At 68.2% G+C, this 25,859-nt stretch carries 21 protein-coding genes, 1 tRNA gene and 1 pseudogene; 15 read left to right on the top strand and 8 right to left on the bottom strand.

Features of this window, described 5'->3' with window-relative positions; translation table 11 throughout:
• Together ABR571_RS18980 and ABR571_RS18975 are read left to right on the top strand one after the other, a co-directional pair.
• Positions 1–2,262: glycosyltransferase family 61 protein (locus ABR571_RS18980; RefSeq protein WP_409454774.1), on the top strand; the 2,262-nt coding region annotated here is incomplete at its 5' end.
• A 73-nt stretch (positions 2,263–2,335) separates the two neighbouring features.
• Entirely contained in the window at positions 2,336–2,845 is a 510-nt protein-coding gene (locus ABR571_RS18975; protein WP_409454773.1) for a hypothetical protein, read from the top strand.
• Here the strand turns inward: ABR571_RS18975 and ABR571_RS18970 are convergent.
• Complete coding sequence (locus ABR571_RS18970; RefSeq protein ID WP_409454771.1) at positions 2,835–3,596, bottom strand: class I SAM-dependent methyltransferase; 762 nt, start codon at positions 3,594–3,596, stop codon at positions 2,835–2,837. The two genes, ABR571_RS18975 and ABR571_RS18970, sit on opposite strands and share 11 nt — an antisense overlap.
• A 201-nt stretch (positions 3,597–3,797) precedes the next feature.
• Here ABR571_RS18970 and ABR571_RS18965 point away from each other — a divergent pair, with 201 nt between their 5' ends.
• On the top strand, positions 3,798–6,296 hold the full coding sequence (locus ABR571_RS18965; RefSeq protein WP_409454769.1) for a hypothetical protein: 2,499 nt from the start codon (positions 3,798–3,800) through the stop codon (positions 6,294–6,296).
• A gap of 62 nt (positions 6,297–6,358) precedes the next feature.
• On the opposite strand, the gene ABR571_RS18960 is transcribed toward ABR571_RS18965, so the two are convergent.
• Positions 6,359–6,619, bottom strand: a complete 261-nt coding sequence (locus ABR571_RS18960; protein WP_409454768.1) for a hypothetical protein — start codon at positions 6,617–6,619, stop codon at positions 6,359–6,361.
• Between the two features lie 203 nt (positions 6,620–6,822).
• On the opposite strand from ABR571_RS18960, the gene ABR571_RS18955 reads away from it, so the two are divergent.
• The 3 genes from ABR571_RS18955 (at position 6,823) to ABR571_RS18945 (ending at position 10,845) form a co-directional block, all read left to right on the top strand.
• Entirely contained in the window at positions 6,823–7,281 is a 459-nt protein-coding gene (locus ABR571_RS18955) for a GtrA family protein (protein ID WP_409454767.1), read from the top strand.
• A gap of 39 nt (positions 7,282–7,320) precedes the next feature.
• Positions 7,321–9,804: a hypothetical protein gene (locus tag ABR571_RS18950; protein ID WP_409454766.1), complete on the top strand. Its 2,484-nt coding sequence runs from the start codon at positions 7,321–7,323 to the stop codon at positions 9,802–9,804.
• 99 nt (positions 9,805–9,903) lie between these two features.
• On the top strand, positions 9,904–10,845 hold the full coding sequence (locus ABR571_RS18945; RefSeq protein WP_409454777.1) for a glycosyltransferase family 2 protein: 942 nt from the start codon (positions 9,904–9,906) through the stop codon (positions 10,843–10,845).
• 22 nt (positions 10,846–10,867) lie between these two features.
• On the opposite strand, the gene ABR571_RS18940 is transcribed toward ABR571_RS18945, so the two are convergent.
• The 4 genes and pseudogenes from ABR571_RS18940 to ABR571_RS18925 form a co-directional block, all read right to left on the bottom strand.
• Positions 10,868–11,563 carry a class I SAM-dependent methyltransferase gene (locus tag ABR571_RS18940; RefSeq protein WP_409454765.1) on the bottom strand — a complete coding sequence of 232 codons (696 nt, stop codon included), beginning with the start codon at positions 11,561–11,563 and terminating at the stop codon, positions 10,868–10,870.
• A gap of 50 nt (positions 11,564–11,613) precedes the next feature.
• Positions 11,614–12,285: a class I SAM-dependent methyltransferase gene (locus ABR571_RS18935; RefSeq protein WP_409454764.1), complete on the bottom strand. Its 672-nt coding sequence runs from the start codon at positions 12,283–12,285 to the stop codon at positions 11,614–11,616.
• A 46-nt stretch (positions 12,286–12,331) separates the two neighbouring features.
• A complete protein-coding gene (locus ABR571_RS18930; RefSeq protein WP_409454776.1) occupies positions 12,332–12,628 on the bottom strand; it encodes an AMP-binding enzyme in 297 nt (98 codons plus the stop codon).
• A 117-nt stretch (positions 12,629–12,745) separates the two neighbouring features.
• Positions 12,746–13,870 (bottom strand): annotated as a pseudogene (locus ABR571_RS18925) (AMP-binding protein); the annotation flags it as partial.
• Positions 13,871–14,110: 240 nt separating this feature from the next.
• Between ABR571_RS18925 and ABR571_RS18920 the strand changes: the two are divergent.
• The 4 genes from ABR571_RS18920 to ABR571_RS18905 all read left to right on the top strand — a co-directional run bounded on the left by ABR571_RS18920 (position 14,111) and on the right by ABR571_RS18905 (position 19,408).
• Entirely contained in the window at positions 14,111–14,878 is a 768-nt protein-coding gene (locus ABR571_RS18920; RefSeq protein WP_409454763.1) for a MerR family DNA-binding transcriptional regulator, read from the top strand.
• A 2-nt stretch (positions 14,879–14,880) separates the two neighbouring features.
• Positions 14,881–15,816: an ABC transporter permease gene (locus ABR571_RS18915; protein WP_409454762.1), complete on the top strand. Its 936-nt coding sequence runs from the start codon at positions 14,881–14,883 to the stop codon at positions 15,814–15,816.
• A complete protein-coding gene (locus ABR571_RS18910; protein WP_409454761.1) occupies positions 15,809–16,684 on the top strand; it encodes an ABC transporter ATP-binding protein in 876 nt (291 codons plus the stop codon). The genes ABR571_RS18915 and ABR571_RS18910 overlap by 8 nt, the downstream gene beginning before the upstream one ends.
• A gap of 141 nt (positions 16,685–16,825) precedes the next feature.
• Positions 16,826–19,408 carry a CDP-glycerol glycerophosphotransferase family protein gene (locus ABR571_RS18905; protein WP_409454760.1) on the top strand — a complete coding sequence of 861 codons (2,583 nt, stop codon included), beginning with the start codon at positions 16,826–16,828 and terminating at the stop codon, positions 19,406–19,408.
• A gap of 21 nt (positions 19,409–19,429) precedes the next feature.
• Here ABR571_RS18905 and ABR571_RS18900 read toward each other — a convergent pair whose 3' ends face one another.
• Both ABR571_RS18900 and ABR571_RS18895 read right to left on the bottom strand, forming a co-directional pair.
• Positions 19,430–19,831, bottom strand: coding sequence for an adenylyltransferase/cytidyltransferase family protein (locus ABR571_RS18900; protein WP_409454759.1), 402 nt, complete (start codon positions 19,829–19,831; stop codon positions 19,430–19,432).
• 36 nt (positions 19,832–19,867) lie between these two features.
• A tRNA-Leu gene (locus ABR571_RS18895) sits at positions 19,868–19,950 on the bottom strand.
• A gap of 161 nt (positions 19,951–20,111) precedes the next feature.
• Here ABR571_RS18895 and ABR571_RS18890 point away from each other — a divergent pair.
• Genes ABR571_RS18890 through ABR571_RS18870 form a run of 5 tightly spaced genes read left to right on the top strand, consistent with a single transcriptional unit; the run spans position 20,112 to position 25,857 of the window.
• Entirely contained in the window at positions 20,112–20,999 is an 888-nt protein-coding gene (locus ABR571_RS18890; protein ID WP_409454758.1) for an FhaA domain-containing protein, read from the top strand.
• Positions 21,000–21,042: 43 nt separating this feature from the next.
• The gene (locus ABR571_RS18885; RefSeq protein WP_409454775.1) at positions 21,043–21,498 is read left to right on the top strand and encodes an FHA domain-containing protein; all 456 of its coding nucleotides are present in this window, start codon (positions 21,043–21,045) and stop codon (positions 21,496–21,498) included.
• Between the two features lie 29 nt (positions 21,499–21,527).
• Positions 21,528–22,907 carry a Stp1/IreP family PP2C-type Ser/Thr phosphatase gene (locus tag ABR571_RS18880; protein WP_409454757.1) on the top strand — a complete coding sequence of 460 codons (1,380 nt, stop codon included), beginning with the start codon at positions 21,528–21,530 and terminating at the stop codon, positions 22,905–22,907.
• Positions 22,904–24,298, top strand: coding sequence for an FtsW/RodA/SpoVE family cell cycle protein (locus ABR571_RS18875; RefSeq protein WP_409454756.1), 1,395 nt, complete (start codon positions 22,904–22,906; stop codon positions 24,296–24,298). Before ABR571_RS18880 ends, ABR571_RS18875 begins: the two co-directional genes overlap by 4 nt.
• Positions 24,295–25,857: a peptidoglycan D,D-transpeptidase FtsI family protein gene (locus ABR571_RS18870; RefSeq protein ID WP_409454755.1), complete on the top strand. Its 1,563-nt coding sequence runs from the start codon at positions 24,295–24,297 to the stop codon at positions 25,855–25,857. The genes ABR571_RS18875 and ABR571_RS18870 overlap by 4 nt, the downstream gene beginning before the upstream one ends.
• Positions 25,858–25,859: the final 2 nt, after the last annotated feature.

Genomic DNA, 25,859 nt, shown 5'->3' with positions numbered 1-25,859 from the left:
CGCGATGTAGCGGGTGGCCGTGATGAGCGCGTGCAGCTTGTCATGGCCGGTCATCGTGTACGGCCGCACCGCGCGGATGATCTCGATCAGCTCGTCGTCGTAGTCCTTGGGGAACGTCTCCGCCTTCGGCTTCTGGGCCGCCGCGGCCTTGGCCGGTGCCGCCGGCTTGCTGGGTGCGGACGGCAGCTGGCCGCGACGAACGGCGGCCACGCGGGCGGGCTTCGCCTTCTTCAGCTCGTACCCGGTGGTTCGGACGAGCGCGTCGTTTACCGCTTTTCGCATCGACATGCGCTCATCGAAGCACATCGCGGCTGGGGGGTTGCAACTGCCGAACCTCGGTGCTGGGGCCGGCGAACCGCCGTACGGCGGAGGTCGCCAACCGGTCAGCAGAACCTGGTCGCCGAGAGCGCCACCGAAGCCGTGCGTGCCGCGACCCAGTGGCGGAACGGCACCATTACGATCCGGGTGACGGCGCGGCGCCATGGCAGGCGATTGCGCATCGGATGGGCGAGGTTGCGAGCGGTGCAGATCAGTGGATTGAGGCGTCGAGCGAGTCGGGTCGCCCGTGGTCTCGACGCTCGTGTCGCGGCTCCGGTCAGTTCCCGGCGCATCGGGCGATGGATCGACGACTGCGAGCCACTGCTCCGGACGTCCGCGCGGCGGCGGAACGTCGTCATTCTTGCCTCAACCCGCCAACGCCGCGCGGCCCTCGCGTGCGTGCGGCGCTTCAAGGGCGATCGCGTCCTCGTGCTCGGTGCGCGACTTCCGCCCGTTCCCGGCGTGGCGAGCCGCGAAGCTGCCGATCTGGACGTGATCTACGACGAGATCAGGCAGTTCGGCACGCCGAATGTGCTGATCGACCTCAGGCCGGTCGACGCGGCTGCGCACCGCGAGGCGTGGGAACACCTGGTCTTCCACCTGGCCCACGGCGGCGTCTTCGTAGGGACGCGCCCGGGCGGCCGTGCTCGGCTCACGACACGGGACTTCGTCAACTGGGCAGCGGCGTTGAGTTCACCGGTCGCGCCGGACTCGGCGCTCGAGCGCAGCCGACGCGGCGCTTTCTCCGGCGTGGTGATGCTTGATCACGTGTTCGTGATCCGGAAGAAGGGCCAGCACTTCCTCGCGGTCGGAGACGACGAGGTCGAAGCGTTGCTCCCGAAGCGGGAGCCCTCGATGAAGGTCAGTCGCCTTCATGAGCTGCCCGGCGGTGAATTCGTTTCCCGCGCGCGCGTGACCTCACACGAGTCCGCGGTCACCATCGACGGGTTCCCCCCGCGCATCGGCTATCCGGGCGTCCGCTTGCGCCACTACGCCGGCCCGATGACGTTTTCCGGGCGCACACTTCTGTTCACCGAGCAGTCGATCCTGCCGGACTCGTTCCGCTTCTACCGGGCCCACCGCCTCGACCATCCGGTGACGGGTCTGGTCACTGATGACTTCCATTCGATCCCGATGGCGCAGCGCGCCAAGCGCGACCTCGAGGGCGATTACTTCCTGCTCGACCCCCAGTGGACCGGGCACTTCGGCCACATCATGACCGAGGTCGTCGGCCGGCTCTGGGCATGGGACGAAGCGAAGCGCCAATTTCCGAATGCGAAGGCGTTGTTCGCAGTCCCGCGCGGTCAGACCGAGGACGCGATCCTCGGCCGTCTGCTTCCGGCCTACGGCATACCGGAGTCCGATCTCGTCGCGGTCGATGAGCCGGTTCGGGTGAGGTCTGTCCTCGGCGCGACGACGATGTGGCACAACCAACACCCCCACTTCGTGCATCCGGACATCGCGCAGACGTGGGCTCGCATTTCGCGCAATATCGTGGATCCAGACGCGCCCACTCACGATCGCGTCTTTGTCTCTCGGTCGGACGCGGTGTGGGCGCGAAAGTGCCACAACCTGGTCGAGGTCGAGCAGTTCTTCGCGGAAAACGGCTTCACCATTGTGTATCCCGAGAAGCTGGATCTGGCGGTCCAGGCGGCCATCTTCAAGTCCGCGACGGTCATAGCCGGCTTCGGTTCCTCGGCCATGTGCAATCTCATGTATGCCGAGAACCTGCAGCGCTTGATCGTCCTCACGCAGGAGGCGTACACGGCGCGCAACGAGTACCTGTACGCGTCGGTGGTTGGCGCCGATGTGGACTACTTCTGGTCCACTCCGGACGTCCCGAGAGACCCGCTACGCTACAACCCGAAGGCCTTCGTCTCGGATTGGTCCTTCGATTTCGAGCGCAACCGGGTGCCCCTCGAGAAAGTGTTGTCCGAGGTTTGATGCCCGGGCCGCGCGCCGTCGGGGCCGGCGGACCGAGGTAACTGTCCGTACCACGATCGGGAGATGTTCAAGTATGGGTGACTCGCTTCCGCCACCAGCGGCGTTCGACCTGATCAGCAGCTTCGCCCGGGTGGTCGGGGCAGAGATCGAGATCGTTCTGGCCGACCCGAAGGTCGAGCTCGACGCAGCGACGGTGAACGTCGGCCTTCGCCGCGGCGGTCAGGTGGTCGTCGCAGCCGGAACGACTGAACAGCGCGCGTCGGGTGTTCGCGTCGTCGTTCGAGTGCCTCGCGACTCGGTCACCGACGGTACGTGGACGCTGAGCATCGAGCGCGAATCAGCGCCGTCGGAGCGCATCGCTGCACGACTGCTCGTGCAGGGCGCGCGTCCGGTCGTGCTGCTCTGGGGAGCGCAAGATCCTCGGTCAATCGTCCCCAAGCCACGGAAGGCGCCGACGCCGCGACGACGGGCGGCGGCCGCCGCAGGTCACGCCCTCGACCGGGCGCTCGTGGTGCTTCCTGAGGAACAGGCGAAGCGGCTGCGGGCCGGAGCTCGGACCGCCGCGCGTCGCCTCATCCCGTAGCCGGCGCCAACGAACCCAGAGCCTCCCGGATGCGCTCGGCGGCCGGCTCCCGCCGCCGCGACTGTCGCAGGAACACGATCTCGTCCCAGACCTTGCTCTGGAGAAGCTCGTTCGCGTCCAGCGCGCGCGACCTCGTCAGGATCTCCTCGGGCACGGGTTGCGGGTCGGCAGCCACAGCGACGTCGAGCCACTCGTCGTAGCCGGGCAGCACACCGTTGCGAGTCGTGTCCGGGAGCAGCACGACCACCACACCGGTGGGTGTGGTGTCGACCTCGAGCACGATGAGATCGGGGCGCATGTCCCGCAGGGCCTGCGCCGCCTTGTAGACGTCTCCGGTCCAGGCGTTCTTCCGCGTCCACTCGTCGTTCTCGCGGTAACGGGCCGCTTCGACCACCGAGCGGGGAAGCATGTCGTCGAACACGATCACGCTGGTCGGCTCGGTGAACCGCTCGACGGCGAGGTAGTCGCGTAGGGCGTATTCGGCGAGGTGCATTCCGTCGATGAACGCGAGGTCGACAACGTTCATCGGCAGGTGCGCGAGCGGATGCTTGCGAGCGAAGAATTCGTCGCTCGTCGTGCGGGCAAGGTGGACGTCGGTGCGCAGCTCACTGATGATCGAGAACGAGGGGTCTATCCCGACGCTCGGCACGGCGGACAGCGCAAGGCTCCAACCGACGTGGATCCCGGTTTCCAGATAGGTGCGTGGTTGCAACTGGCGGTGAAGTTGCTTCAGGAATTCGTGTCGATGCAAGGCTCAGCGTCCTGTCAGTAGCGGTCGGGCCCAATCTTGGTATATCCATGCCGACGACGTGGACGCGCCACACGGTGGACGACACGTCGGGGCTAGGCGGTGGGCGGGTCTTCGACCGGCCCACAGTTCTCTAGGCTGTCAACCGATCTCCAGGCCGCAGACCGATCTGCGCGCCTATACCCGTCCTCAGGAATCATCGCATTGACCGAAGTGTTGCCCATCTCGACTGCCGGTCCGGCCCCCGCTACCCGGGTCAGCACCCTGTCAAGGGCGGTCCCCCGTGCGCTCATCGCCCTGGTCGGACTGGTCTGGGCGTGGGCGCTCGTCGCTACGGGCAGCCCGCTGAACGACGTTGTGCGGTGGCTGGGCACGCTGCTGGTGGGCGTCCTGGGACCTGGGCTCGCCGTCGTCCGGTCCTGCCGCCGCGGCCGCGCCCCGCTCGTGGAGGACCTCAGTTGGGCGGGACCGGCGGGCTGTCTCGTTGCGCTGGGCGGTTGGTTCCTGGATCGCGTGCTTCCCGTCGCGCCGGCCCCGTTCGTCGTCGGCCCCGCCGTCATCGCCGTCGGCCTTGCCCTGCCGTGGACGCGACGGCGCATCCTGGCCCGCCCAGCGCCGGGTTGGGGAGCGGGTCCGGCGCTCGTCGTGGCTGTCGTCATGCTCGTGGCAATCGGCTGGATGCTGGCCACCGGGCTGCATGCCTTGAGGCCCAATCCCGGTGCGTACGGCTCCGTGTACTCCTCCGACACGATGTATCAGCTCACGCTGGTAGGTGAGCTGCGGCACGCGTTGGTGCCCTCCTATCCGCCCGTCGCCGGCGCCACGCTGTCCTACCACTGGTTCCTGTACGCGATCGATGCCCATCTACTGACGCATACCGGTATCGATCCTTTCGACAGCACGCTCCGGCTGCTACCGGCGACTCTCGTTCCGGCCATTTTGATGCTGATCGCCGTCGTAGCCCGGCGCCTTGGCCGACGCGTCTGGGCCGGCCCCGTGGCGGCACTGTTGTTCGGCGCAGTCGGCATCACCGAAGCGTCCGCGTGGAGCGATCAGGACGGTTCCACCGGCATCATGCCGAGCATCTGGCGCGCCAGCCCGCCCCAGACCTTGGGATGGCTGGCGGCGACGGGCGCCGCCGGCACGCTGTTCGCCTTCGTACGCCGGTCTCCGGACGACCGAGCGGTACCGGTGGCGCTCTTGGCGCCGCTGCTCGTTCTCACAGCTGGCTCGAAATCCTCGGAGCTGCCGGTGCTCCTGGCGGGCATCGCTCTGGCCACGGTGGTGACCGCGCTGCGTCGTGACTGGATCACAGCTCGGCGCTGCGGCCTGGCACTCGTCCTGGGGCTGTCGGTATTCGAGGCCGCCTCGTTGACGATCTACTCATCCAGCTCGTACGGGATCAGGCTCAAGCCGTTCGGCGAGACGCTGTATCGGGCCGGGAGCATGTTCCCACCGATCCGGGTGGGGCACAGCGGTCCGTACGCGGATCGGTTCCACTTCTCGTTGATCGCACTGGGAACAGTGACCTTGCTTTTCGTCGTGCCCTTGGTGCCCCGACTGGTCGGTCTGCTCTTCCAAGTCCGGTACCGTGCGGCCGACCCGGCCGGCTGGATATGTCTCGGAACGGGCCTAGCCGGACTCGGTCTTCCTTTTCTGTTGGCTCACCCCGCGGGCAGCGAATCGTATTTTCTGTATTCGGCGTATCCGATCGGCGTGATCGGGTCGGCGAGCGGTCTGGTGCTTGTGGCGGAGAGGGTGGGCGCCGCGCTGCCGAACACGCATACCCGCCGACTAGTGGCTGGTGGGCTGTGTGGCCTCGCACTAACGGGTGCGGTGTGCGCTGCCGCCGTGGCGTACATCCAGCCCCGCTTCAACCCGCTGACACGCGCCGCGATCGCGCATGCAACCAATTCGCTCGCGCCACGGCCATCCCAGCGGCGACTGGGCGTGCAGTGGCTGACTCCGACCGCGGAGCTGTGCTGCCTGCTCGGCCTGGTAGCGCTCGGCGCTTACCTGGTCGTAAGGCGCCGTACCTTGAAGGGCACCGACGGTATTCCGCCGCTGCGCCGTCCGCTGCTCGGGCTAAGTGTGTCCATCCTGGCGCTCGGCACCGGCTTGTTCACCGCCACGTTGCAGTTCCACGGCACGGATACCCCGCCGGGGGGTTCGACGGCCGCCTCATTGCGGACGCCTCCCTCACCATCCGAGAACTTCCTGCCGACGACCCGCGATGCCATCGCGGCCGGGCGGTGGGTGCAGCGCCACGCCGGCGCTGATGACGTCGTCGCCACCAACATGTACTGCATGAACAGCCGGGCATATCGAAGCGCTACCCACGCGAAGTGCGACAACCGCAACTTCGTGGCCGCCGCGTTGACCGAGCGCCGCACGCTCGTGGGCGGATGGGGGTACTCGGACCGAATCGTCGCGTCGGCCTGGTCTCTGCCGGAGTTGTATCGCCGCGCACCCTTCTGGGACCCGACACTGCTTGCTGAGCAGTATCGCGCGGTGGCTGCGCCGACCGCCGCTCTGCTGCGCCGGCTCTACCTGGAGCATCGCGTGCGATGGATCTACGCCGACCTGCGCGAGAAACCCGTCGCCGTGGCCAGCCTTGACCGTTTGGCGATCCTGCGGTTCCGCGGCCCGACGACTGCAGTGTGGCAGCTGCGGTCGGTCGGACGGAGACAGACGAACGGGTAAATCACGGCGTCGCAGCACGGACTCAACCGGTGCTCTGGAGGCAGGCGGCGCGTTTGCCACGCTCATCCACCACGCCGTGGGTACGCCAGCGCGACAAGGACCAGCAACGGACCCAGGCCGAACGCGCCGGCCGACACCAGCGCCCGCGGGTCGCTGAACCAACCGAGCATCGCCACCAGACAACCGGGCGGCGCGGGCCTCGTCACGTCCTCGACTGACGGGTCGACAGCGCGGCGGCTCAACCCGACGACCAACCCTCCCGGGGCGAGGACGGCGGCGCACCACGAAGCGACGTCGGACAGCGGGCTGCCGGTCACCGTCACGCTACGAACCACACGACGACGACGGTGTGTCCGACGACCAGCCCGATGGGCGCGGCGATTACCGGCGGCCGGTGTCGTCCGGTAGTTTCGACATCCCCGTCTTCCTCCGGCCGCGACGAGGTGACCGGCAACCTTCGGACCGATCATGCGGCGGCCCGAACCTGATGTGTCGGCTCCTCCGTTCAGGATGGGAGACTCATCGGGTGATCAGCGCCGCGACCTCGCGCCGGCGAGTCGTCCGGTTCGCGGCTGTAGGCATCGCCAGTACCGGGCTGTACCTCGTCATCTACGTGGTGACGCGGTCGGCGCTCGGGGCCCAGGTGAGCAACCTCATCGCGCTGTTGGTCTCCGCCATGGCCAACACCGTTCTCAACAAGCGCGTGACCTTCGAGGTCGCCGGGCGCACGAGCACCCGTACTCACGTGCAGGGCCTGCTCGTGTTCGCATTGGGGGCGGCGCTCACCAGCGGTGCGCTGTCCATCCTGCACGCGCTCGTGCACGATCCCGGCCGGGTGCTCGAGGTCGCCGTGTTGCTGGCCGCCACCGCGCTGGCCACAGTGGTGCGTTTCGTGCTCTTCAGCCGCTGGATATTCCGCCACTCGCACGCTGAGAGCGGAGCGAGTGATCCCGGCCTGTCCCGGTCGCAGCCACCTACGTTGTGATTCACCCGGCCAGCCAAGGCCTGCGGACAGGAGATCCTTTTGGCCACGTCAGTCGTCGAACGCCCGGAGAGCCACCGGCACACGACCGCCCCGCCGTGGTTGGTGTCGGGCCTGGTGTTCGCGGTGGTGCTGGTGGCGTGGTTCTACGTCCTCGTCCGCACCGGGAGCCCGGCCGCCGACGTCCTGCGGTGGATCGGCGTCCTGGCGCTGGAGGTCGTGGCGCCGGGCTTCGTCGTGGTGCGCGCCGTTCGTCGGGCCACGGCCCCGCTGGTGGAGGACGTGACCTGGGCCGCGGTCGCCGGCTGCATGGTCGCCCTGCTCGGCTGGTTCGTCGACCGCGTTCTGCCGGTCGCTCCGGGCCCCTACTTGGTGGGCCCCATCGTGGTGGTCGTCGGCTTGATCGTCCCCGGAACGCGCCGCCGGGTTCTGGCCCGGCCGGCGCCCGGATGGGGCGTGTGGCCGAGCGTCATTATCGGCGCGGTGATGATGGTGGCTATCGGGTGGATGGTGTCGACCGGCCTGCGGGCCTACCGGGTCGACCCGGGTGTTCACGGCACGTCCTACTACCCCGACGTCATGTACCAGCTCGATCTGGTGGGCGAGCTGCGGCACATGCTCGTCCCGACCTACCCGCCCGTGGACGGCACGTCGCTGTCGTATCACTGGTTCCTGTACGCCATCGACGCGCACCTGGTCACGCACACCGGGATCGATGTGTTCGACAGCAGCCTGCGCCTGGCCCCGGCCACGCTGGTGCCGGCGATAATCATGCTGGCCGCCGTCGTGGCTCGGCGCTTGGCGGCGCGGGTCTGGGCTGGTCCGGTCGCAGCGTTGCTGCTCGGTGTCGTCGACATCAGTCAGGCGAGCCGCTGGTCCACCGAGGACACCTCGATCGGTGTGCTGTCCCGGAACTGGCGGGCCAGTCCTCCGCAGACGATGGGCTGGCTGGCGAGTCTCGGTGCGGCCGGTGCACTGTTCGCCTATCTCCGCCGGTCCGAGGACGACCGCGCCGTCCCGGTCGCCTTGCTGGTGCCCCTGTTCGTACTCACCGCCGGATCGAAGTCGTCCGAGCTGCCGGTGATCATCGCCGGCGTCGCCCTGGCCGCGTTCGTACAGCTCCTCAGACGTGACTGGGCCGTGCTGAAACGCTGCGTCATCGCCCTCGTCGGCGGGTTGGTCGTCTTCGAGGCGGCGTCCCTGACCCTTTACGGGTCCAGTTCGTACGGCGTCCGGTTGCAGCTGCTGGGTGTCATCCGGGCCCGGATGTCGCGGATGTTCCCGAGCATCAGACCGGGAACGGGATCGCTGCTGCAGCCGGCGCACTACGCCCTGGTCGGAATCGCCACGGTGACCCTGCTCTGGATCCTGCCGCTGCTGCCGAGGCTGCTCGGACTGTTCTTCCAGGTCCGGTACCGCGTCGCCGATCCGGCCGGCTGGGTGTGTCTCGGTGCCGCCGTCGCCGGCTTCGGCTTGTCCTTGCTGATGCGTCACCCCGCCGGCAGCGAGATCTACTTCATGTTGTCCGCCTACCCGATAGGCGTCGTCGGAGCGGCCAGCGGTCTTGTCCTCGCCGCCGAACGCTGCCGGGAGGCGCTGGGCACAGGGGTGGCGCGCCGCAGGTTCGGGCTAGGGTTGGCCGCCCTTGCGGTGGCCGGTGCGCTGAGCGCGGGAATCATCGCTTACCTCCAGCCCGACCAGAACCCGCTTCAGCGGGCCACCCGGGCCACCGGTCGTATCTCGCAGACCACCTTGGCCTGGCACTGGTTGGCGCCGACCGTCACGCTTCTCGTGGTGCTGGCCCTGCTGACGGCGATCGCTGCGGTGGCCATCGGTCGGCTCCGGCGCCGGGACCGCCCCGCCGCCGGCAGCCGGGAAACGTCCGGAGCCGGCGGCTCGCGCTCGCGCGGCCCGCTCGTCTGGCTCAGCGCGGTGACCGTGCTGTTGGGCACCGGGTTGTTCACGATGTCATTGGAGTTCCACGGCACGATCACCGCGGTGCAGGGGAGTCCCAAAGCCGTTCACCCGCCGACTGGGAAACTGGTGCGCGGCGGGTTGCTGCCCACGCAGCGGGACGCCTTCGCCGCCGGACGATGGGTGGACGATCACAGCGCCAGCGGCGACGTGGTCGCGACGAACATGTACTGCCGTTACGACCGCTCGGTGCGATTGCGGCACCTGCACCCCTGCGACGCGCGGAACTTCCTCGCCTCGGCGCTCACGCAGCGACACACCCTCGTCGGTGGCTGGGGCTACGCCGACCGCGTCGTCAGTTCGGCCTGGGACCTCAAGACGGCCTACCGCAACGCGCCGTTCTGGGACCAGACGCTCTCCGACGAGCAGTACGACGCGTTCGCCCGCCCCACCGCGCCGCTGCTGGACCAGCTCTACACCCGCGACCACGTCCGATGGATCTTCGTCGACCGGCGCGACAAGCCGGTGGCCGCCGACGCCCTCGATCGGCTCGCCGTGCGCCGCTTCCGCGGCCCCACCACTGAGGTCTGGCAGTTGCGCAAACCGGACTGAGTCCGATGTGAGCAGCGGGCCGGGGAAGCTGTCGGCATTGTCTATCCTGGCCGGGTGACGCGGTTGGGGTTGTCGGTTGTCGTACCCATCTACAACGAGATGGACGTCCTTCCGCTGCTCGTCGAACGCCTCCGCCCGGTGTTGGACGGGATCGACACGACCTATGAGGTCGTCGCCGTCGATGACGGCAGCGCCGACGCGACGCCGGTGCTGCTCCAGCGCTACCACCGGGAATGGCCCGAGTTGCGGGTGATCCGGCTGCGCGCCAACGCCGGCCACCAGGCCGCCATCTCGGCCGGCCTCGTCGCGAGCCGGGGCGACTACGTCGTCACGATCGACGCCGACCTGCAGGATCCACCGGAGACCATCGAAGAGATGTTCACGACGGCTCGGGCCGAAGGCGTCGACGTCGTCTACGGGGTCCGCTCCGACCGATCGACGGACTCGGTGTTCAAGCGACAGACCGCCAATGCCTACTACAAGATCATGAGTCGCATCGGCGCCGGCAATGCCCCCGGATCCGCGGGCGATTTCCGTCTCATGTCGCGGGCGACCGTCGATGCCGTCAACAGCCTGCCCGAACACCACCGGGTGCTGCGGCTCGTCGTTCCCGCTCTCGGCTTCCCGTCCCGGACGGTCTCGTACAAGCGCGAGGTCCGGGCCGCGGGCTCGTCGAAGTACTCGCTGGGGCACATGCTCCAGCTTTCGCTCGACAGCATGACGTCGGTGTCGATGTTGCCGCTGCGGTTGGCGACCTGGTTCGGGCTGATCGGCAGCCTCGTCGCCGGTGCCCTGGTCTGCTACGCGGTGGTGGCCGACATCGTCGGGTCCACCACGCCGGGCTGGACGTCCATCGTGACCGCGGTCGCTGGGTTCGGCGCCGTGCAACTGTTGTGCCTCGGGCTGCTGGGCGAGTACGTGGGCCGGACCTACATCATGATGCAGGGCCGACCGGCCTACTTCGTGGCCTACGACTCGGCCACGGCGGAGTCCGAGCCGGACGAGGCGTCGGCCACGGCGCTGGCCGGCGCGCGCCGCTGACCAACCCGCGGCCCCGGCCGGGTCAGGCGGGGCGGCGCGCAGTGGCGAACAGCGTAACCCCGGGCAGCCGCTTGACGGGCAGGTAGCGCTCGACGGTGATGACCGCCCGCAACGCCCAGTTGAGCCAGCGCGGCACTTCCTCGAGGTCGCTGCCGGAGCTGAATCGGCGACGTAGTGAGACGAGCGGGCGCATCAGGACGTTCCAGGACGTGAGCGACTCGAGCGTGAACCCGGTGCTGAGGAGCAGTTCGGACAGCGTGGCCCGCGTGTAGCGTCGGACGTGGTCGACCGCCTCGTCGTGGGCCGACCACAGTTTCGGGTCGCACGGTACGGCGACGAGGAAGGTCGCTCCGGGGCGCAGCGCCCGATAGATCTCCGTCGCCGCGTCCTTGTCGTCGACGATGTGTTCCAGGACGTCGTAGGCGACGATGAGGTCCAGCGATTCCGAGCGGACCGGCAGCGCGGTCGCGTCGCCACGCACCACTGACAGGCCCCGTTCCGCGGCGACCTCGGCTCCGTCCGCCCCGTACTCCAAGGCACAGGTCTGCCATCCGAGCCGGCGCAGCACGCGGGTGTTCCCGCCGCCGGCCGCACCCACGTCCAGCGCGACGCCGGGCGCAAAGGGCGCGACGTCTCGGGCGAGCAGGTGACGGCGCTCCGCGTACCACCAGTGCGAGTCTTCGAGCGCCGCCAGTTTGCGTACTTCAGTCGCCTCCACGAGGTCCTAGTCTGCCATGCGTGTCGCCTGGGCCTGACCGCGACTAACCTCTATAGCGGGCAGTCCGTCCGCGGCCGGGGCGTCTTGCCCAGCGGTCCGAACGCGGAGGCGCGGTTCGCCCACCAACGCACGACAGGTCGCACGACACTCATCTCGAGGGGATAGCGCTCCGGCTTCTGGAACACGCCGACCGCGTCACCCCAGTAATGGTTGGAGATGTCGATGCGGGGGTAGTCGTGGCGGTTGTCCTCGGTCAACGGCGGGTAGTGGATGTGCGATTCCAGCAACATCAGACGCGACGATGCCGCCATCGCCCGCAGCCCGTCTGGGTAATAGCGCCAGCAGTCGATGGGCGAGTGCTTGTGCCCTCGGGACGGCACACTCATGAAGAACACGCCGCCGGGACGCAATACCCGGGCGACCTCCAGCATGGAGGCCCAGAAGAACGGGATGTGCTCGAACACCGAGCCCGAGATGACCACGTCCTGGCTGCGGCTCTTCGCCGGGATCGTGTACGGCTTGGTCATTACCGCGTCGATGTTGTTGCCCTCACGCACGTCTACGCCGAAGTAGCTGTGGTCCACCTGGGTAAGCAGGCTGCGGTGCGTCTTGGTCTGACCGGGCGACGTGCCCGATCCCAGTTCGAGGATGTCCAGGTGTCGACCTTGCGGCAGGTACTGGGCGAGCGCCCGCTTCATGTGTTCGTACTGGGACGGATGCACTCGCTCTCCTTCGTGACAGAACCCCCTGTGCACACCGAAGCGTGCGTCAGTCGGGGTCGGGCAGTTCGCGTTTGATGACCTTACCGGCCGGGTTTCGGGGCATCTCGTCGATGAACACGATCTCGCGGGGCACCTTGTAACGGGCCAGGTTGCTCTTGACGTGATCCTTCAAGGTCTTCTCGTCGATGTCGGCGCCGTCGGCCAGCACGACGTAGGCGCGCAGGCGCTTGCCGTAGTCGTCGTCGTTTACGCCGACGACGGCTGCCTCTTGCACGCCGTCATAGGTTCCGAGCAGTTCCTCGACCTCGGCCGGGAAGACGTTCTCACCGCCGGACACGATCATGTCGTCGTCGCGCCCGTCGACGAACAGTCGGCCGGCTTCGTCGACGTGGCCCATGTCGCCGGTCGACATCATCCCGGCCACGACCTCTTTGCTGCCCCCACCGGTGTAACCCTCGAACTGCATGGCACTGCCCACGAAGATCCGGCCCGACTCGCCCTGCGGCACCTCGTTCCCGTCCGGGTCGAGCAGCTTAATGGTCGTTCCTTGCGGTGGCCGCCCCACCGTGCCGGGCGCCGCGCGCATGTCTTCGGGCGTGGCAATGGTCGCGTAGGCGACCTCGGTGGAGCCGTAGAGGTTGTAGACGACGTCGCCGAGCAGGTCCATCGTCCGACTCGCCAGTTCGGGTGAGAGCGCCGATCCGGAGACCGCGATGACGCGCAGCGCGTCGATGTCGCGTCCGGAGATCTTGTCCTCGCCGACGTCCATCAACCGGGACAGGAGGATGGGCACGGTGATGAGCCCGTCGGCCTTGTGCTCCTCGAGGGCGTCGAGGGTCCAGTCGGGCGTGGCCCTGCGGGTGATGACGAGGGTGTTGCCCAGACCCAGGGCCAGCATCGAGCTGAGCAGACCCCATGCATGGAACGCAGGGGCGGCCAGGACGACCGTCCGCCCGGAGCGCAGCGGGATCTTCGACAGGTAGCCGCCCGGCAGCGCGAGCGACAGAGCCATGTCCCGTGGCGCGCCCTACGGCGTTCCGGTCGTCCCGCTGGTCAGCAAGATGATCTTCTGCTTCGCGCTGGGCCGCGGGGGCCGTGACGTCCCGCCCGACCTGATCAGGCTTTCCAGCGTGTCGTCGTGCGTGTCGCCGTCGTGCCAGGCGACGTACTTGCCGCCGGATGGCTCGACCGCGTCGGCGACCTTGGTGAACTCCTCGTCGTGGACGAGGGCTTGGACGTCCTCGCGGTCGCAGACGTCGGCGAGCTGCGGACCGGCGAAATCGGTGTTCAGGAGCAGCGTCCGGGCACCGAGCTTGGCCCCAGCGAAGATGGCCTCGAACAGGTGCCGATGGTTGCGGCAGAGGATGCCGAGTCCGTCCTTGGGCTTGAACCCCTTGGTGCGCAGGGCATTGGCCAGCGCGCTGCTGCGCCGATCCAGGTCGGCGAAACTGACCGACCCGAGCTCGTCGACGATCGCCGCGCGGTCGCCGTAACTGGCGGCCGCCAGCGAGATGGCACCGCCGGCCGGGCCGAACGCCTCGAGCGCGCGCAGGGTGCCGACCAGCTTGTGCGGCGGCGTGAGCACGACGCCGGGGCCGCGGGCCTGCAGCAACGTGACGGCGTATCCAGCCTCGGAGCCGGCGCGGGCGAAGATCTGGCGGGCCGTATTGATGATGTCCACAGTCTGTGGTTCTACCCGACGGGGGCCCGCCCTGCTCAGCGGAGTCGGCGCGCACGCGCTGGCTTTACGGGCACCTGACATCGCACTGAGACGGTGCCGGAGCGGATTTGACATTGACGCTACGTCAAGGTGTGTAGTGCTGTCATGGAAGGATCCGGCGCCGGCCTGCGGCCGGGCGGGCTGTCGATCGGCGACGTCGCCCGCCTGGCGGGCGTGAGCACCCGGGCGGTCCGCCACTATCACGCGATCGGCCTGCTGGCCGAGCCCGAGCGGGACTCGTCGGACTACCGGCGCTACGGCAGCAAGGACGTCATCGCGTTGGTGCGGGTGGTCAGGCTGCGCGCGGCCGGCATGCCACTGCCCAAGATTGCCGAGCGGCTCGTGGGAGCCGAGGTGGGCGACGGATCGCTGTCCCGGGCACTTCGCGACCTGGCCGACGAGATGGACGGCGAGATCGCAGCGCTGGCCGCGACGCGGGATGGCTTGCGCAGCCTCGCCGAGTCCGAGACCTTCGATCAGCCGGTCAAGGCGCTGACCGACGCTTTGCGCGGGCACGGGCTGCTGGGCCCCTCGGACGAGTTGCGCGCCGGCGAGGGCTGGGCGGCGGCGCTGCTCGACGCACTGCACCCGCAAGGCATGTCCGGTGTGCTCGACCAGGCGAGCGGACTTCTGACCGACCCCGCTAGGCTCGCGGTGCTGCTCCAACGGTTCCGGAACCTGAACAAGAAGGCGGACGCGGACGAGATCGACGCCCTCGCCGACGAGGTGGCGGCGCTCCTGCCGCAGGCCGAACCCGGCGCGGCACTGGTCGACATCGACCTGATGGACAAGTTGCTCACCGAGCGCCTGAACCAGGCCCAGCAGCGTTTCCTGCGCCGCCTCCGCGACCAGCGACCACAAGTGAGGCTGTGACGATGCCCGAGTTGGCTCCCTCCGCCGGACCGGAAGCCGAGCCGCGTCCGCCGGATGCTCCCGACGCCACAAGCGCCGAGGCGGCGGTGGATGTCGAAGAGCTCGTGGCCCGCTACGGCCTGCACCGCGCCGGCGCCCGGCTGCCGATCGTCGCTTACACGCGACAGTTGTGGCAGAGGCGGCATTTCATCACCGCGTTCTCGACGGCCAGCAACGCGGTCGGTTACTCGCGCAGCTTCCTCGGCCAGGCCTGGCAGCTGCTCACGCCACTCCTCAGCGTCGGCGTGTACTACCTCGTCTTCGGCGTGCTGCTGTCGACAAGGCGCGGGGTCCACAACTTCATCGGATTTCTGGCCGTGGGCATCTTCGTCTTCGGCTTCTGCAGTGCTTCGGTGATGTCCGGTGCCCGGGCGATCACCGGCAACCTGGCCTTGACGCGCGCGCTGCACTTCCCGCGCGCGGTGCTTCCCATCTCGACCACGTTGGTCGCACTCCAGCAGTTGCTGTACTCCATGATCATCCTGGGTCCGATCGTGCTGATCACCGGCGAGCCGCTGAGCTGGCGGTGGCTCGAACTCGTCCCCGGATTGGCGCTGCAGTCGATGTTCTGCCTCGGGCTGGCGTTCATCCTGGCCCGCATCGGGGCGAAGGTGCCCGACACCTCGCAGCTACTGCCCTTCGCGATCCGTGTGTGGTTGTACACCTCGGGAATCCTGTACAGCGTCAAGGTGTTCGCGAAGGGGCACGGCCAGTGGGTCAAAGACGCCCTGCAGATCAACCCGGGCGCCGTGTTCGTCAACCTGGATCGACACGCCCTGCTCACCCACAACCCAGTCTCGACCTTCGACTGGGGGCTCGGGATCGCGTGGGGAGTCGGCATGCTGGCCGTGGGATACGTCATCTTCTGGCAGGGCGAGGAGGAGTACGGACGTGTCTGAATCCACCGCCGCGTCACCGCAGTGGGTCGGCCCGGCCTCGTTGGCCGAGCCGACGGTCGTCGTCGACGACGTCCGCCTGACCTACAAGATCATCGGCCGGTCGAAAGGGGGCGGGGCGCCGGCGGCGTTTCGGCGCCTGGTCCTGCGCGAGCCGGCTCCTGGAATGCGCGAGGTGCATGCCGTCCGCGGCGTCAGCTTCGTGGCACATCGCGGAGAAGCGGTCGGCCTGATCGGGCCGAACGGCTCGGGCAAGTCGACGCTGTTGCGGGCGATCGCCGGGCTGATGCCGCCGGCGGCCGGCGCCGTTTACACCCAGGGTCAACCGTCGCTGCTGGGGATTTCCGCGGCGATGATGAACGACATGACCGGCGAACGGAACGTCGTACTGGGCTGCCTCGCGCTCGGCGTGCCGAAGGACGAGATTCCCGAGCGTTACGAGCAGATAGTCGAGTTCGCCGGCATCGGCGATTTCATCTCGCTGCCAATGCACACGTATTCCTCGGGTATGGCTGCGCGCCTCCGCTTCGCGATCGCCGCGACGAAGACCCACGACATTCTGCTCATCGACGAAGCGCTCTCGACCGGCGACGCGGAGTTCCGCCGTCGCAGCGAGGCCCGGATTCGCGAGTTGCGCGAAGAGGCCGGGACCGTCTTTCTGGTCAGTCACGGCCTCGGCGTCGTCCGCGAGACGTGCGACCGTGCGATCTGGCTCGAGAAGGGCAAGATCGTCGTCGACGGCGAGGCCAACGCAGTCGTGGACGCCTACGAGAGCAGGCACGATCCGGAGGCGCTTGCAAAGCGGCTGGCCGTCGTCGAGGCGGTCAGTGCCGACTCGGCGCGCACGGCCGACGAGCCGTCGGCCATCTGAGAGCACCAGCGGCCCAGGGGCACCGTCCGGTGCGGATCCGGGGCGTCAGGCTTGTCGCTCGCCGACGTATAGGCTCGGAGGCCCGAACGTGTACATAGCAGGGCTGCTCGGCGTCGGCAGCTGCTGACGGAGGAGCGGACGATGGCTGTGGGACCCCAGGCGAGGGCACGTGCACTCGCGCGCCGCGCGACCGTGGCCCTCGAGTACGAGCGGATCGCGCAAAGCCGGCGCGCGCCGATCGACGAGAACACCGTGGTGTACGAGTCGTTCTCGGGCAACGGGATGCTGTGCAACCCCGAAGCGATCTTCCGGGCGCTGCTCGCGGCCGACGACATGCAACACCTGCGCCACGTCTGGGCCCTCGCCAACCTGACCGACTACACAGACACCATCGCGGAATTCGTCGACAACCCCCGCGTCAGCTTCGTCGAGCTCAAGTCGAACGACTATTACAAGGCCCTCGCCAGCGCCAAGTACCTGATCAACAACGCCACGTTCCCATCCCAGTTCGGCAAGCGGACGGGTCAGATCTATGTCAACACCTGGCACGGCACACCGCTGAAGGCGATGGGCTACGACGTGCCGGGGGGTGCCGTCGACACGCGCAACATCGTGCGCAACTTCCTGAGCGCCGATTACCTGCTCGCACCGAACGAGGACACCGCGCGGATGTACCTCGACGCCTACCGCATGCAGAACATCTTCCGCGGCAAGATCGTGGCAGAAGGGACACCCCGGATCGACAAACAGTTCACCGACGAGTCCGGTGTCGACCGCACGAGAGCCACTCTGCGCCGGCACGGCGTCGTCCTCGGTGACGATCACCAGGTCCTGCTGTACGCGCCGACGTGGAAGGGCTCGTTCTACGCACCGACCAACGACATCCGGCAGTTGCGCGCCCGCGTCGAAGCGATCCGGTCGCAGATCGACACCGACAAGTACCGGGTGCTGCTGAAGGTTCACCAGCAGGTCTACAAGCACGCCCAGGTCGACCCTGATCTGCGCGAACTGCTGGTGCCGAACGCGGTGCCGACCAACGACGTCCTGGCCGTCACCGACGCACTCATCACCGACTATTCGTCAATCTTCATCGACTTCCTCGCCACCGGGCGCCCGGTGCTGTTCTACATGCCGGACATCGCCGACTACAAGGCGAATCGCGGCCTCAACCTGGGCACCGACGAGTGGCCGGGCCCGGTGTGCCGGGACCTGGAACAGCTGCTCACCAACATCAAGCATCTGGGTTCCGGGGGCGCCGGGGACCCCGCTGTGGCTTACGCCGACGCGTATGTCGCCGCGCGGGAGCGCTATTGCGCTCGCGAGGACGGCCAGGCGGCGGCGCGAGTGGTCGACCTCGTCTTCCGCAACAACACGGCACCGTACGACGTCCGCACCGACTTCGCCGACGGGCGCACGTCGATCCTCATGCACCTCGGCGGCATGCTCGGCAACGGCATCACGTCATCCGCGCTGTCGCTGCTCGACAACATCGACCACGACCGGTTCGACGTGTCGGTCACCTTCGCGCACACGACATCTCCCGCGCGGCTCCGCCTGATCGGGCTGATCAACTCGCGGGTTCGCCTGCTGCCTCGTCTCGGCGGCGTGAACGGCAGCAAGCTGAAGGTCACACCATTACTTGCCCTGAAACGACGCACCGAGCGCCAGCACCAGGCCGTCACGACGCGGTACGCCGACCTGTTGCGCGACGAGTGGACACGTTGTTTCGGCGAGGCGCAGTTCGACCACGTGGTCGACTTCAGTGGTTATTCCCCGTTCTGGGTGAAGCTGCTGGCAAACCGGCCGTCTGGCTCATTCTCCATCTGGTTGCACAACGACATGCTGGCCGAGATGAACAACTCCGGACGCAGCGACTGGCTGCGCAACAGCGTCCGCGGCGTCACCGCGCTGTACAACCGGGCCGACCGCCTGGTTTCGGTGTCCGAGGCCCTCAATGAGGTCAACCGCGTGAACTTCGCCGCGTCCGCGCCGGACGAGCTCTTCACCTATGCCCGCAATACGATCAATTATCAGCGCATCAGGCATCTGGCGTACGGCTCGTCGGCGAGCGCCGCCCGGACGGCGCGCACTGCCCCGAGCGGACAGGCGCAGAGCCTGCAGGAAAGCATCGACGAGCTCATCGCCATGTTCAGCACCGCAACCGTCGTCAGCGAGATCGAACGCCGGGCAACCCTGCACGAGATCCTGCCGAATGGTTCGGGGGTCCGTACGTTCGTAACGGCGGGTCGATTGTCGACGGAGAAGAACCACGCCCGCCTGATCCGCGCCTTCGACGTCGTCCATCAGGAGGAGCCGAGCGCGCGTCTGGTGATCCTGGGGCACGGGCCGCTGCTCGAGCGGCTGTCGGGGCTGATCGAGGAACTCGGGCTGGCGTCGGCGGTGACCCTGGCCGGCCACCAGCCGAACCCCTACGTCGTGCTGGCGAACTCCGACTGCTTCGTGCTGTCCAGCGACTATGAGGGCCAGCCGATGGTGCTGCTCGAAGCGTTGATCCTGGGGTTGCCCGTCATCAGCACCGCCTTCGACTCCGTCCGCGGGGCGCTGCCCGAAGGCAGCGGGCTGGTCGTGGCGAAGGACACCAAGGCGCTGACCGCCGGGATGCGGGCGTTCCTGCGCGGCGAGGTGCCGGCCAAGCCGTTCGACTACGTGCAGTACAACCGCGACGCCACCGACGAGTTCTACCGCGCGATCGGCGCCGGCTGAGCGGCGCGACCGGACGGTCGATCAGCTGGTCGCCGTCCGCGCGATGTGCTCGATGACGGCCGTGGTGGAGATCGACGGAGTGCGGGGCAGGTACTCGACCCGGCAGATGTCGCTCAGGCTGTCGAACTTGCCCCGCCAGTCGTCACCCATGACGAGGACGTTGGCGGCGTACTTCTGGACGTACTCGCGCTTGCGCTCGAGCGATTCCTCGAGGAAGACCTCGTCCACGCAGCGCAGGGCGGCCACCAACTCGCACCGCTCGGACTCGCTGAAGATGGCCTGACGGTTCTTCTTGGACTGGTTCAGGGCATCGGAGGAGACGCCGACCACCAGCCGGTCGCCCAGGCTGCGGGACCGCTCCAGGATGCGCAGGTGGCCGACGTGAAGCACGTCGAAGGTGCCGAAGGTTATGACCGTCGTCAACGAGCTCACCTTTTCGACGCGTGATGTCTGTGTGTGTGGGCAAGGGGGGAGTTGAACCCCCACGTCCTTTCGGACACACGGACCTGAACCGTGCGCGTCTGCCATTCCGCCACTTGCCCGGCTCGCGTCCGAAGACGCCTGATGGCAGCCGCAACGGTAGCACGCAGCTGAGGACGGCAATCCGGGTAGTAAAGGGGTGCCCGATAGACTCGGACCATCCGCGTCGGACGACGCGCGCTCGTCCGTGTCCGTTGCAACGCCCACAGGAGGAGGAGGCGCCGTGAGCCTGGCCCAGCGGTTCGAACGCCGCCTCGAGGGCCTTGTCGGCGGCGCGTTCGCCCGCGTCTTCAAGGGCCAGGTCGAGCCGGTCGAGATCGGCACCGCCCTGCAGCGCGAAGCCGCCGACAAGCGCAACGTGATGGGTAACGGGCGGGTGCTCTCGCCGAACCGCTACCGCGTCACCCTGTCCCCGTCCGACCACGAACGCCTTGCGCCCTGGGAGAACCAGCTGACGAATTCCCTCGCCGAACTCGTCCAGGAGTACCTCGACGAGAACCAGTGGGAAACGATCGGCGACATCGAGGTGTACCTCGCCCGCGACGAGCAGCTGCACACCGGGGTCTTCGGCGTCGCCTCGCGAATGGAGTCCGGCGCCCCGCCGCGGCGCCGTCCGCACGATTCGCTGTCGTTGCCGATCGTGCCCGGCGCCCCACTCGGGCAGTACCCGGCGCGGCAGGACGCCTACGCCTCGGCCGGTCCCCAGGCGCCACCCGCGCCCCCGCAGCCCCAACCGCAGTACCAGCCGGGCCCAGGGCAGGACTATCCGGGCGGCGGACCGGGATACCAGCCGGGCCCCCCGCCGCAACAGCAGCGCCGGCCGGCCGCCACGATGCTCATCGTCGACCAGACCAACCGCCGCTTCGATCTGCGGGTAGGCAGCAACGTCGTCGGTCGGGGCACCGATTCTGACCTCCAACTGCTCGACCAGGGGATCTCCCGCCGCCACCTCGACGTCCAGTTCGACGGTAACGTCGCCACGGCCTACGACCTCGGTTCCACGAACGGCAGCACCGTCAACGGTCACGACATCAGCAGCCAGGTGCTCCGCCACGGTGACGTGATCCGGGTGGGCCACACGCGCATCGTCTTTCACCAGGAGCGCGCGTGAGGGCGGGAGCCGACTCGTGAACTCAGCCCTCGCGCTGCAGCTCATGCGTTTCGGATTCCTTGCGCTGCTGTGGCTGTTCGTGCTGGCTGCCATGCGCGTGATCCGGACCGACCTGCGCACCAGCGGCCAGCCCCGCGTTGCGGTGCCCCCGCCGGCACGGCGCCGCGGCAAGAGTGGTGGTGCTCCGGTACCGGCCCGTCCGGCTCCGGGCGCGCCGACGCATCTGCTCGTCACCGAAGGTGGCCTGAAGGGGACCCGGATCGGGCTGACCGGGGCACCCGTGCTCATCGGCCGCGCGAACGACTCGACGCTGGTGCTCGAGGATGACTACGCCAGCACCCGGCACGCCCGCATCAGCCTGCAGGACGGCATGTGGGTCGTCGAGGACCTGGGCTCGACCAACGGCACGTACCTGGGCCAGCGCAAGGTCGACGGGCCGGTCCCGATGGAGATCGGGGTTGCGCTGCGGATCGGCAAGACCGCTCTGGAGCTGCGATGAGAGCGTGCGCGAAGAGCAGGACAGTTTAGGTGGCTCTCTACCTGCGGTACGCAGTGCGCTCGGACCTCGGCCTGGTGCGCAGCAACAACGAGGACTCGGTGTACGCCGGTCCCCGGCTGCTGGCGATCGCTGACGGCATGGGTGGCCACGCCGCCGGCGAGGTCGCCAGCAAGATCGTCATCGGCACCCTCGAGCCGCTCGACGAGGAGCGCCGCATCGACGACCTGATGAGGTGGCTGCGCGACGCTGTCGTCGAGGCCAATCACCGCATCGCGGACGCGGTGAAGCAGCGCAAGGAACTCGACGGCATGGGCACGACCCTGACCGCCCTGCGCTTCGTCGGCTCGCAGGTCGGGCTGGTCCACGTCGGTGACTCACGCGCCTACCTGCTGCGCAACGACCTGCTGACCCAGATCACCCACGACGACACCTACGTCCAGTACCTGGTCGATTCCGGCAAGCTGACGCCGGACGAGGCGAAGGACCACCCGCGCAAGTCGGTGATCCTGCGCGCGCTGCTGGGCACCGACGTCGAACCCGACGTCTCGATCCGTGAGGCTCGCGCGGGTGATCGGTACCTGCTCTGTTCCGACGGCCTGTCCGACGTCGTCTCGGCCGAGACGATCGCCGAGACGCTGCAGATCGAGGACCCGCAGGAATGCGCGGACCGGCTCGTCGAGCTGGCGCTGCGCGGCGGTGGACCGGACAACGTCACCGTCATCGTCGCCGACGTCGTCAATGCGAAGGTCGGGGACCGCATCGACGACGTGCCGGTGATCGCCGGCGCGTTCGTGGACCCGGCCGCGGCCGACGTCCCCGGGACCGACGGCGCCGACAGCGCAGCCGAACGAGCTGCTCGCATGGCTCGGCCGGCACCCAGCGCGCCCGATCCGGGACCGAAGAAGAAGAAGAAGCGGTCCTGGCGGCCGTGGTTGCTGGCGCTGGCGATCCTTGCGGTGATCGTCGCCGCAGTGGGCGGTACGTACGCATGGACGCAGAGCCAGTACTTCGTGGGCCGGGCCGGGGCCAACGTGGCGATCTTCCGCGGTGTCAACACCGAGTTCGGACCGCTGAAGTTCTTCAACCTCTATCGGGTGACCGATCTGCCGGTCGCCGACCTCAACCCGTCCGTCCGTTCCCAGGTGCACGACGGAATCACCGCAGCCAGCAAGACCGAGGCCGAGCACATCGTCGTCAACCTGCGCAGCCAGCAGCTGCCGGCGTGCCGGCCCGCGACCTCGACCCCGACGTCCGCGGCGCCCTCGACCAGCGCGACGACCACGCGTGCCGGTGCGTCGTCCGGCGCTCGCCGGTCGCCGTCGCGAACGACGCCGACGCCCTCGCTTCCCGACCTCGGCCCGTCGCTGACGCCGTCGCCTGAGCCGACCTGCCCGGTGCCAGTGCCATGACCAATCTGCAACCGGCCCGGCGCGTGCCCACCCGCCGCACCACCGAACTGGTGCTGCTCATCTTCGCGGTGCTCATCGTGGTGGCCTCCGAGGCCGCGGTGGAGGCCGCCCGGGACGGCCACTTCTCGTCCCGCCTGGCGACTTACGCCGCGGTGCCCATCGTCGTCGGCATCGTCACCCACCTGGTCATCCGCCGGGTGGCGCCGTACGCCGACCCGTTGCTGCTACCGATCGTCGTGCTGCTCAACGGGCTGGGCCTGGTCATGATCCACCGCCTGGACCTGGGCGCGCGGACAGCGGCGAGGCAGTACGGCAACCCCGTCCCCAGCGCCGATGCGCCGAAGCAGGTCGTGTGGATCGCCCTGGGCGTGCTGCTGTTCCTCGCCATCCTGATCATGGTGCGCGACCACCGGGTGCTGCAGCGCTACGCGTACACCCTGGCGCTGGCGGGCGTGTTCCTGCTCTTGCTGCCAGCGGTGTTGCCGGCGCGCTTCAGCGAGGTGAACGGGGCGCGCATCTGGATCCGGCTCGGCGGCTTCTCGCTGCAACCGGCCGAGCTGGCCAAGATCCTGCTGACCGTCTTCGGAGCGGCCTACCTCGTGCAGAAGCGCGATGTGCTCGCGCTGGCCGGCCGGCGCTTCCTCGGTATCGACTTCCCCCGCGGACGTGACTTCGGTCCGGTGCTTGTCGTCTGGTTGTTCTGCATCGGGGTGCTCGTCCGCGGCCACGACCTCGGCACCTCGCTGCTGTTCTTCGGCCTGTTCATCGTGCTGCTGTACGTGGCCACCGAACGTTCGAGCTGGGTGATCGTCGGTGTCCTGCTGTTCGCCGGCGGGGCCTACGTCTCGTACCAGCTGTTCGGCAACGTCCAGACGCGGGTGAGCGTCTGGCTGCACACGTTCTCGCCGCAGTTCGATGCCACGGCCTACCAGCTGCGGCAGTCGCTGTTCGGGCTCGGCACCGGCGGCATCTTCGGCGCCGGGCTCGGGAGCGGGCATCCGGAACTCGTTCCGCTGCCGGCCACCGATTTCATCATCTCCTCGTTCGGCGAGGAGCTCGGGCTCTTCGGCCTGATCGGCCTGCTCGTGCTGTACGCGATCCTGGTCGCCCGCGGGATGGCGGCCGGCCTTGCGGTCCGTGACGCGTTCGGCAAGCTCCTCGCGGTCGGGTTGTCGTTCCTCTTCGCGCTGCAGCTGTTCGTGGTCGTCGCCGGCGTGACCCGGTTGCTGCCCGAGACGGGGCTGACCACGCCGTTCCTGTCCTACGGCGGCTCGTCGCTGATCGGCAGCTGGGCCGTGCTCGCGCTGCTGCTGCGGATATCCGATGCCGCCCGCCGCCCGGCCACGGCCCCGCCGGCCCGCACCGTCACACCCGAAACGGTTCCAGCATGAACCGGCCCATCCGCAAGGTCGCCATCGCGATGGCGGTGCTGTTCCTCGCCCTGTTCGTCAACCTCAACTTCGTCCAGGTCGTCAAGGGCAGCCACTACCGCGACGATCCCGCCAACCGTCGCGTGTTGCTGAACGAGTACTCCAGCCAGCGCGGCCAGATCGTGGTGCAGGGCGACCCGATCGCGCAGTCGAAGGCGTCCAACGACGAGCTCAAGTACCAACGCAAGTACTCGAACGGCCCGGTCTACGCGCCGGCGACCGGCTACTACTCCTTCACCTACGGCACGACGGGGATCGAGGACGCGGAGAACCAAATTCTCAGCGGGGACGCGGCCGACCTGTTCACGACCAAGCTCGGCAACATCCTCACCGGCCGCAATCCGCGTGGTGGCAGCGTGGAGCTCACGCTCAACAAGGCCGCCCAGACTGCCGCGTACAACGCCATGAGGTCCGGGCGCGGCTCCTTCAAGCGCGGCGCGGTCGTGGCGCTGGATCCGCAGACCGGCTCCATCCTGGCGATGGTGTCGACGCCGTCGTTCGACCCGAACAAGCTGGCCAGCCACGATGCCGACGCGATCTCCAAGGCGTACAAGGCCTACATCAACGACAAGAGCGAGCCGATGCTGAACCGGGCGCTGCGGCAGAACTATCCGGCGGGTTCCATCTTCAAGATCATCGACTCGGCGGCCGCGGTGAAGAAGGGGATCAAGGCCGACGACAAGATCCCGGCACCTAACTCCTATTGGCCGCTGGAACCGAAGCGCACGAGCAGCTGCCCGGCGGGCCTCTCCGCGCCGTGCGTGCAGAACTTCGAAGGTGAGCGGTGCCAGAACGGCAAGACCGCGACGCTCGCGTTCGCGCTCGCCAAGTCGTGCAACACCGCCTTCGCCGCCCTGGCCGTCGAGAAACTCGGCCCGCAGGCGCTGCAGGACCAGGCTCGGCTGTTCGGTTTCGACGGCCCCGACCTCAGCGTGCCGCTCCCGGTCGCCGGCTCGACGATCGGCACCGCCAGCGTGCTCAGCGACAACGCGGCCCTGGCCCAGACGTCCTTCGGCCAGCGGGATGTGCGCGTGACCCCGTTGCAGGCGGCCATGCTCTCGGCGGCGGTGGCCAACAACGGCACCCTGATGCGTCCCTTCCTGGTGAAGTCCGAACGGCGCCCGAACCTCACGGTGCTCAAGACCACCGATCCGAAGCAGCTCAGTCAGGTGATCGATCCCGACCTCGACCAGGAGCTGATCAAGATGATGGAGGGCGTCGTCACCAACCCGGCCGGCACCGGCGGGCCGGCCAACGTCACCGCGTTCGGTGATTCGGTGAAGATCGCCGGCAAGACCGGCACCGCCGACGTCGGGCAGACGAGCGCGAGCAACGACAAGCCGGACGCGTGGTTCACCGGCTTCGCCCTGGTGAAGGGCTCGCCGAAGATCGCCGTCGCGGTGGTCATGGAGAACGCCGGCGTCGCCGGCAACGAGGCCACGGGCGGGTTGGCCGCCGGGCCGGTCGCGAAGAAGGTCATCGAGGCCTACCTCGATTCGATCAACATCCCCAAGGGATGACG

The organism is Jatrophihabitans sp., assembly GCF_046262535.1.
Lineage (GTDB): Bacteria > Actinomycetota > Actinomycetes > Mycobacteriales > Jatrophihabitantaceae > Jatrophihabitans.
This window is presented reverse-complemented; position numbering and strand designations above follow the sequence as displayed.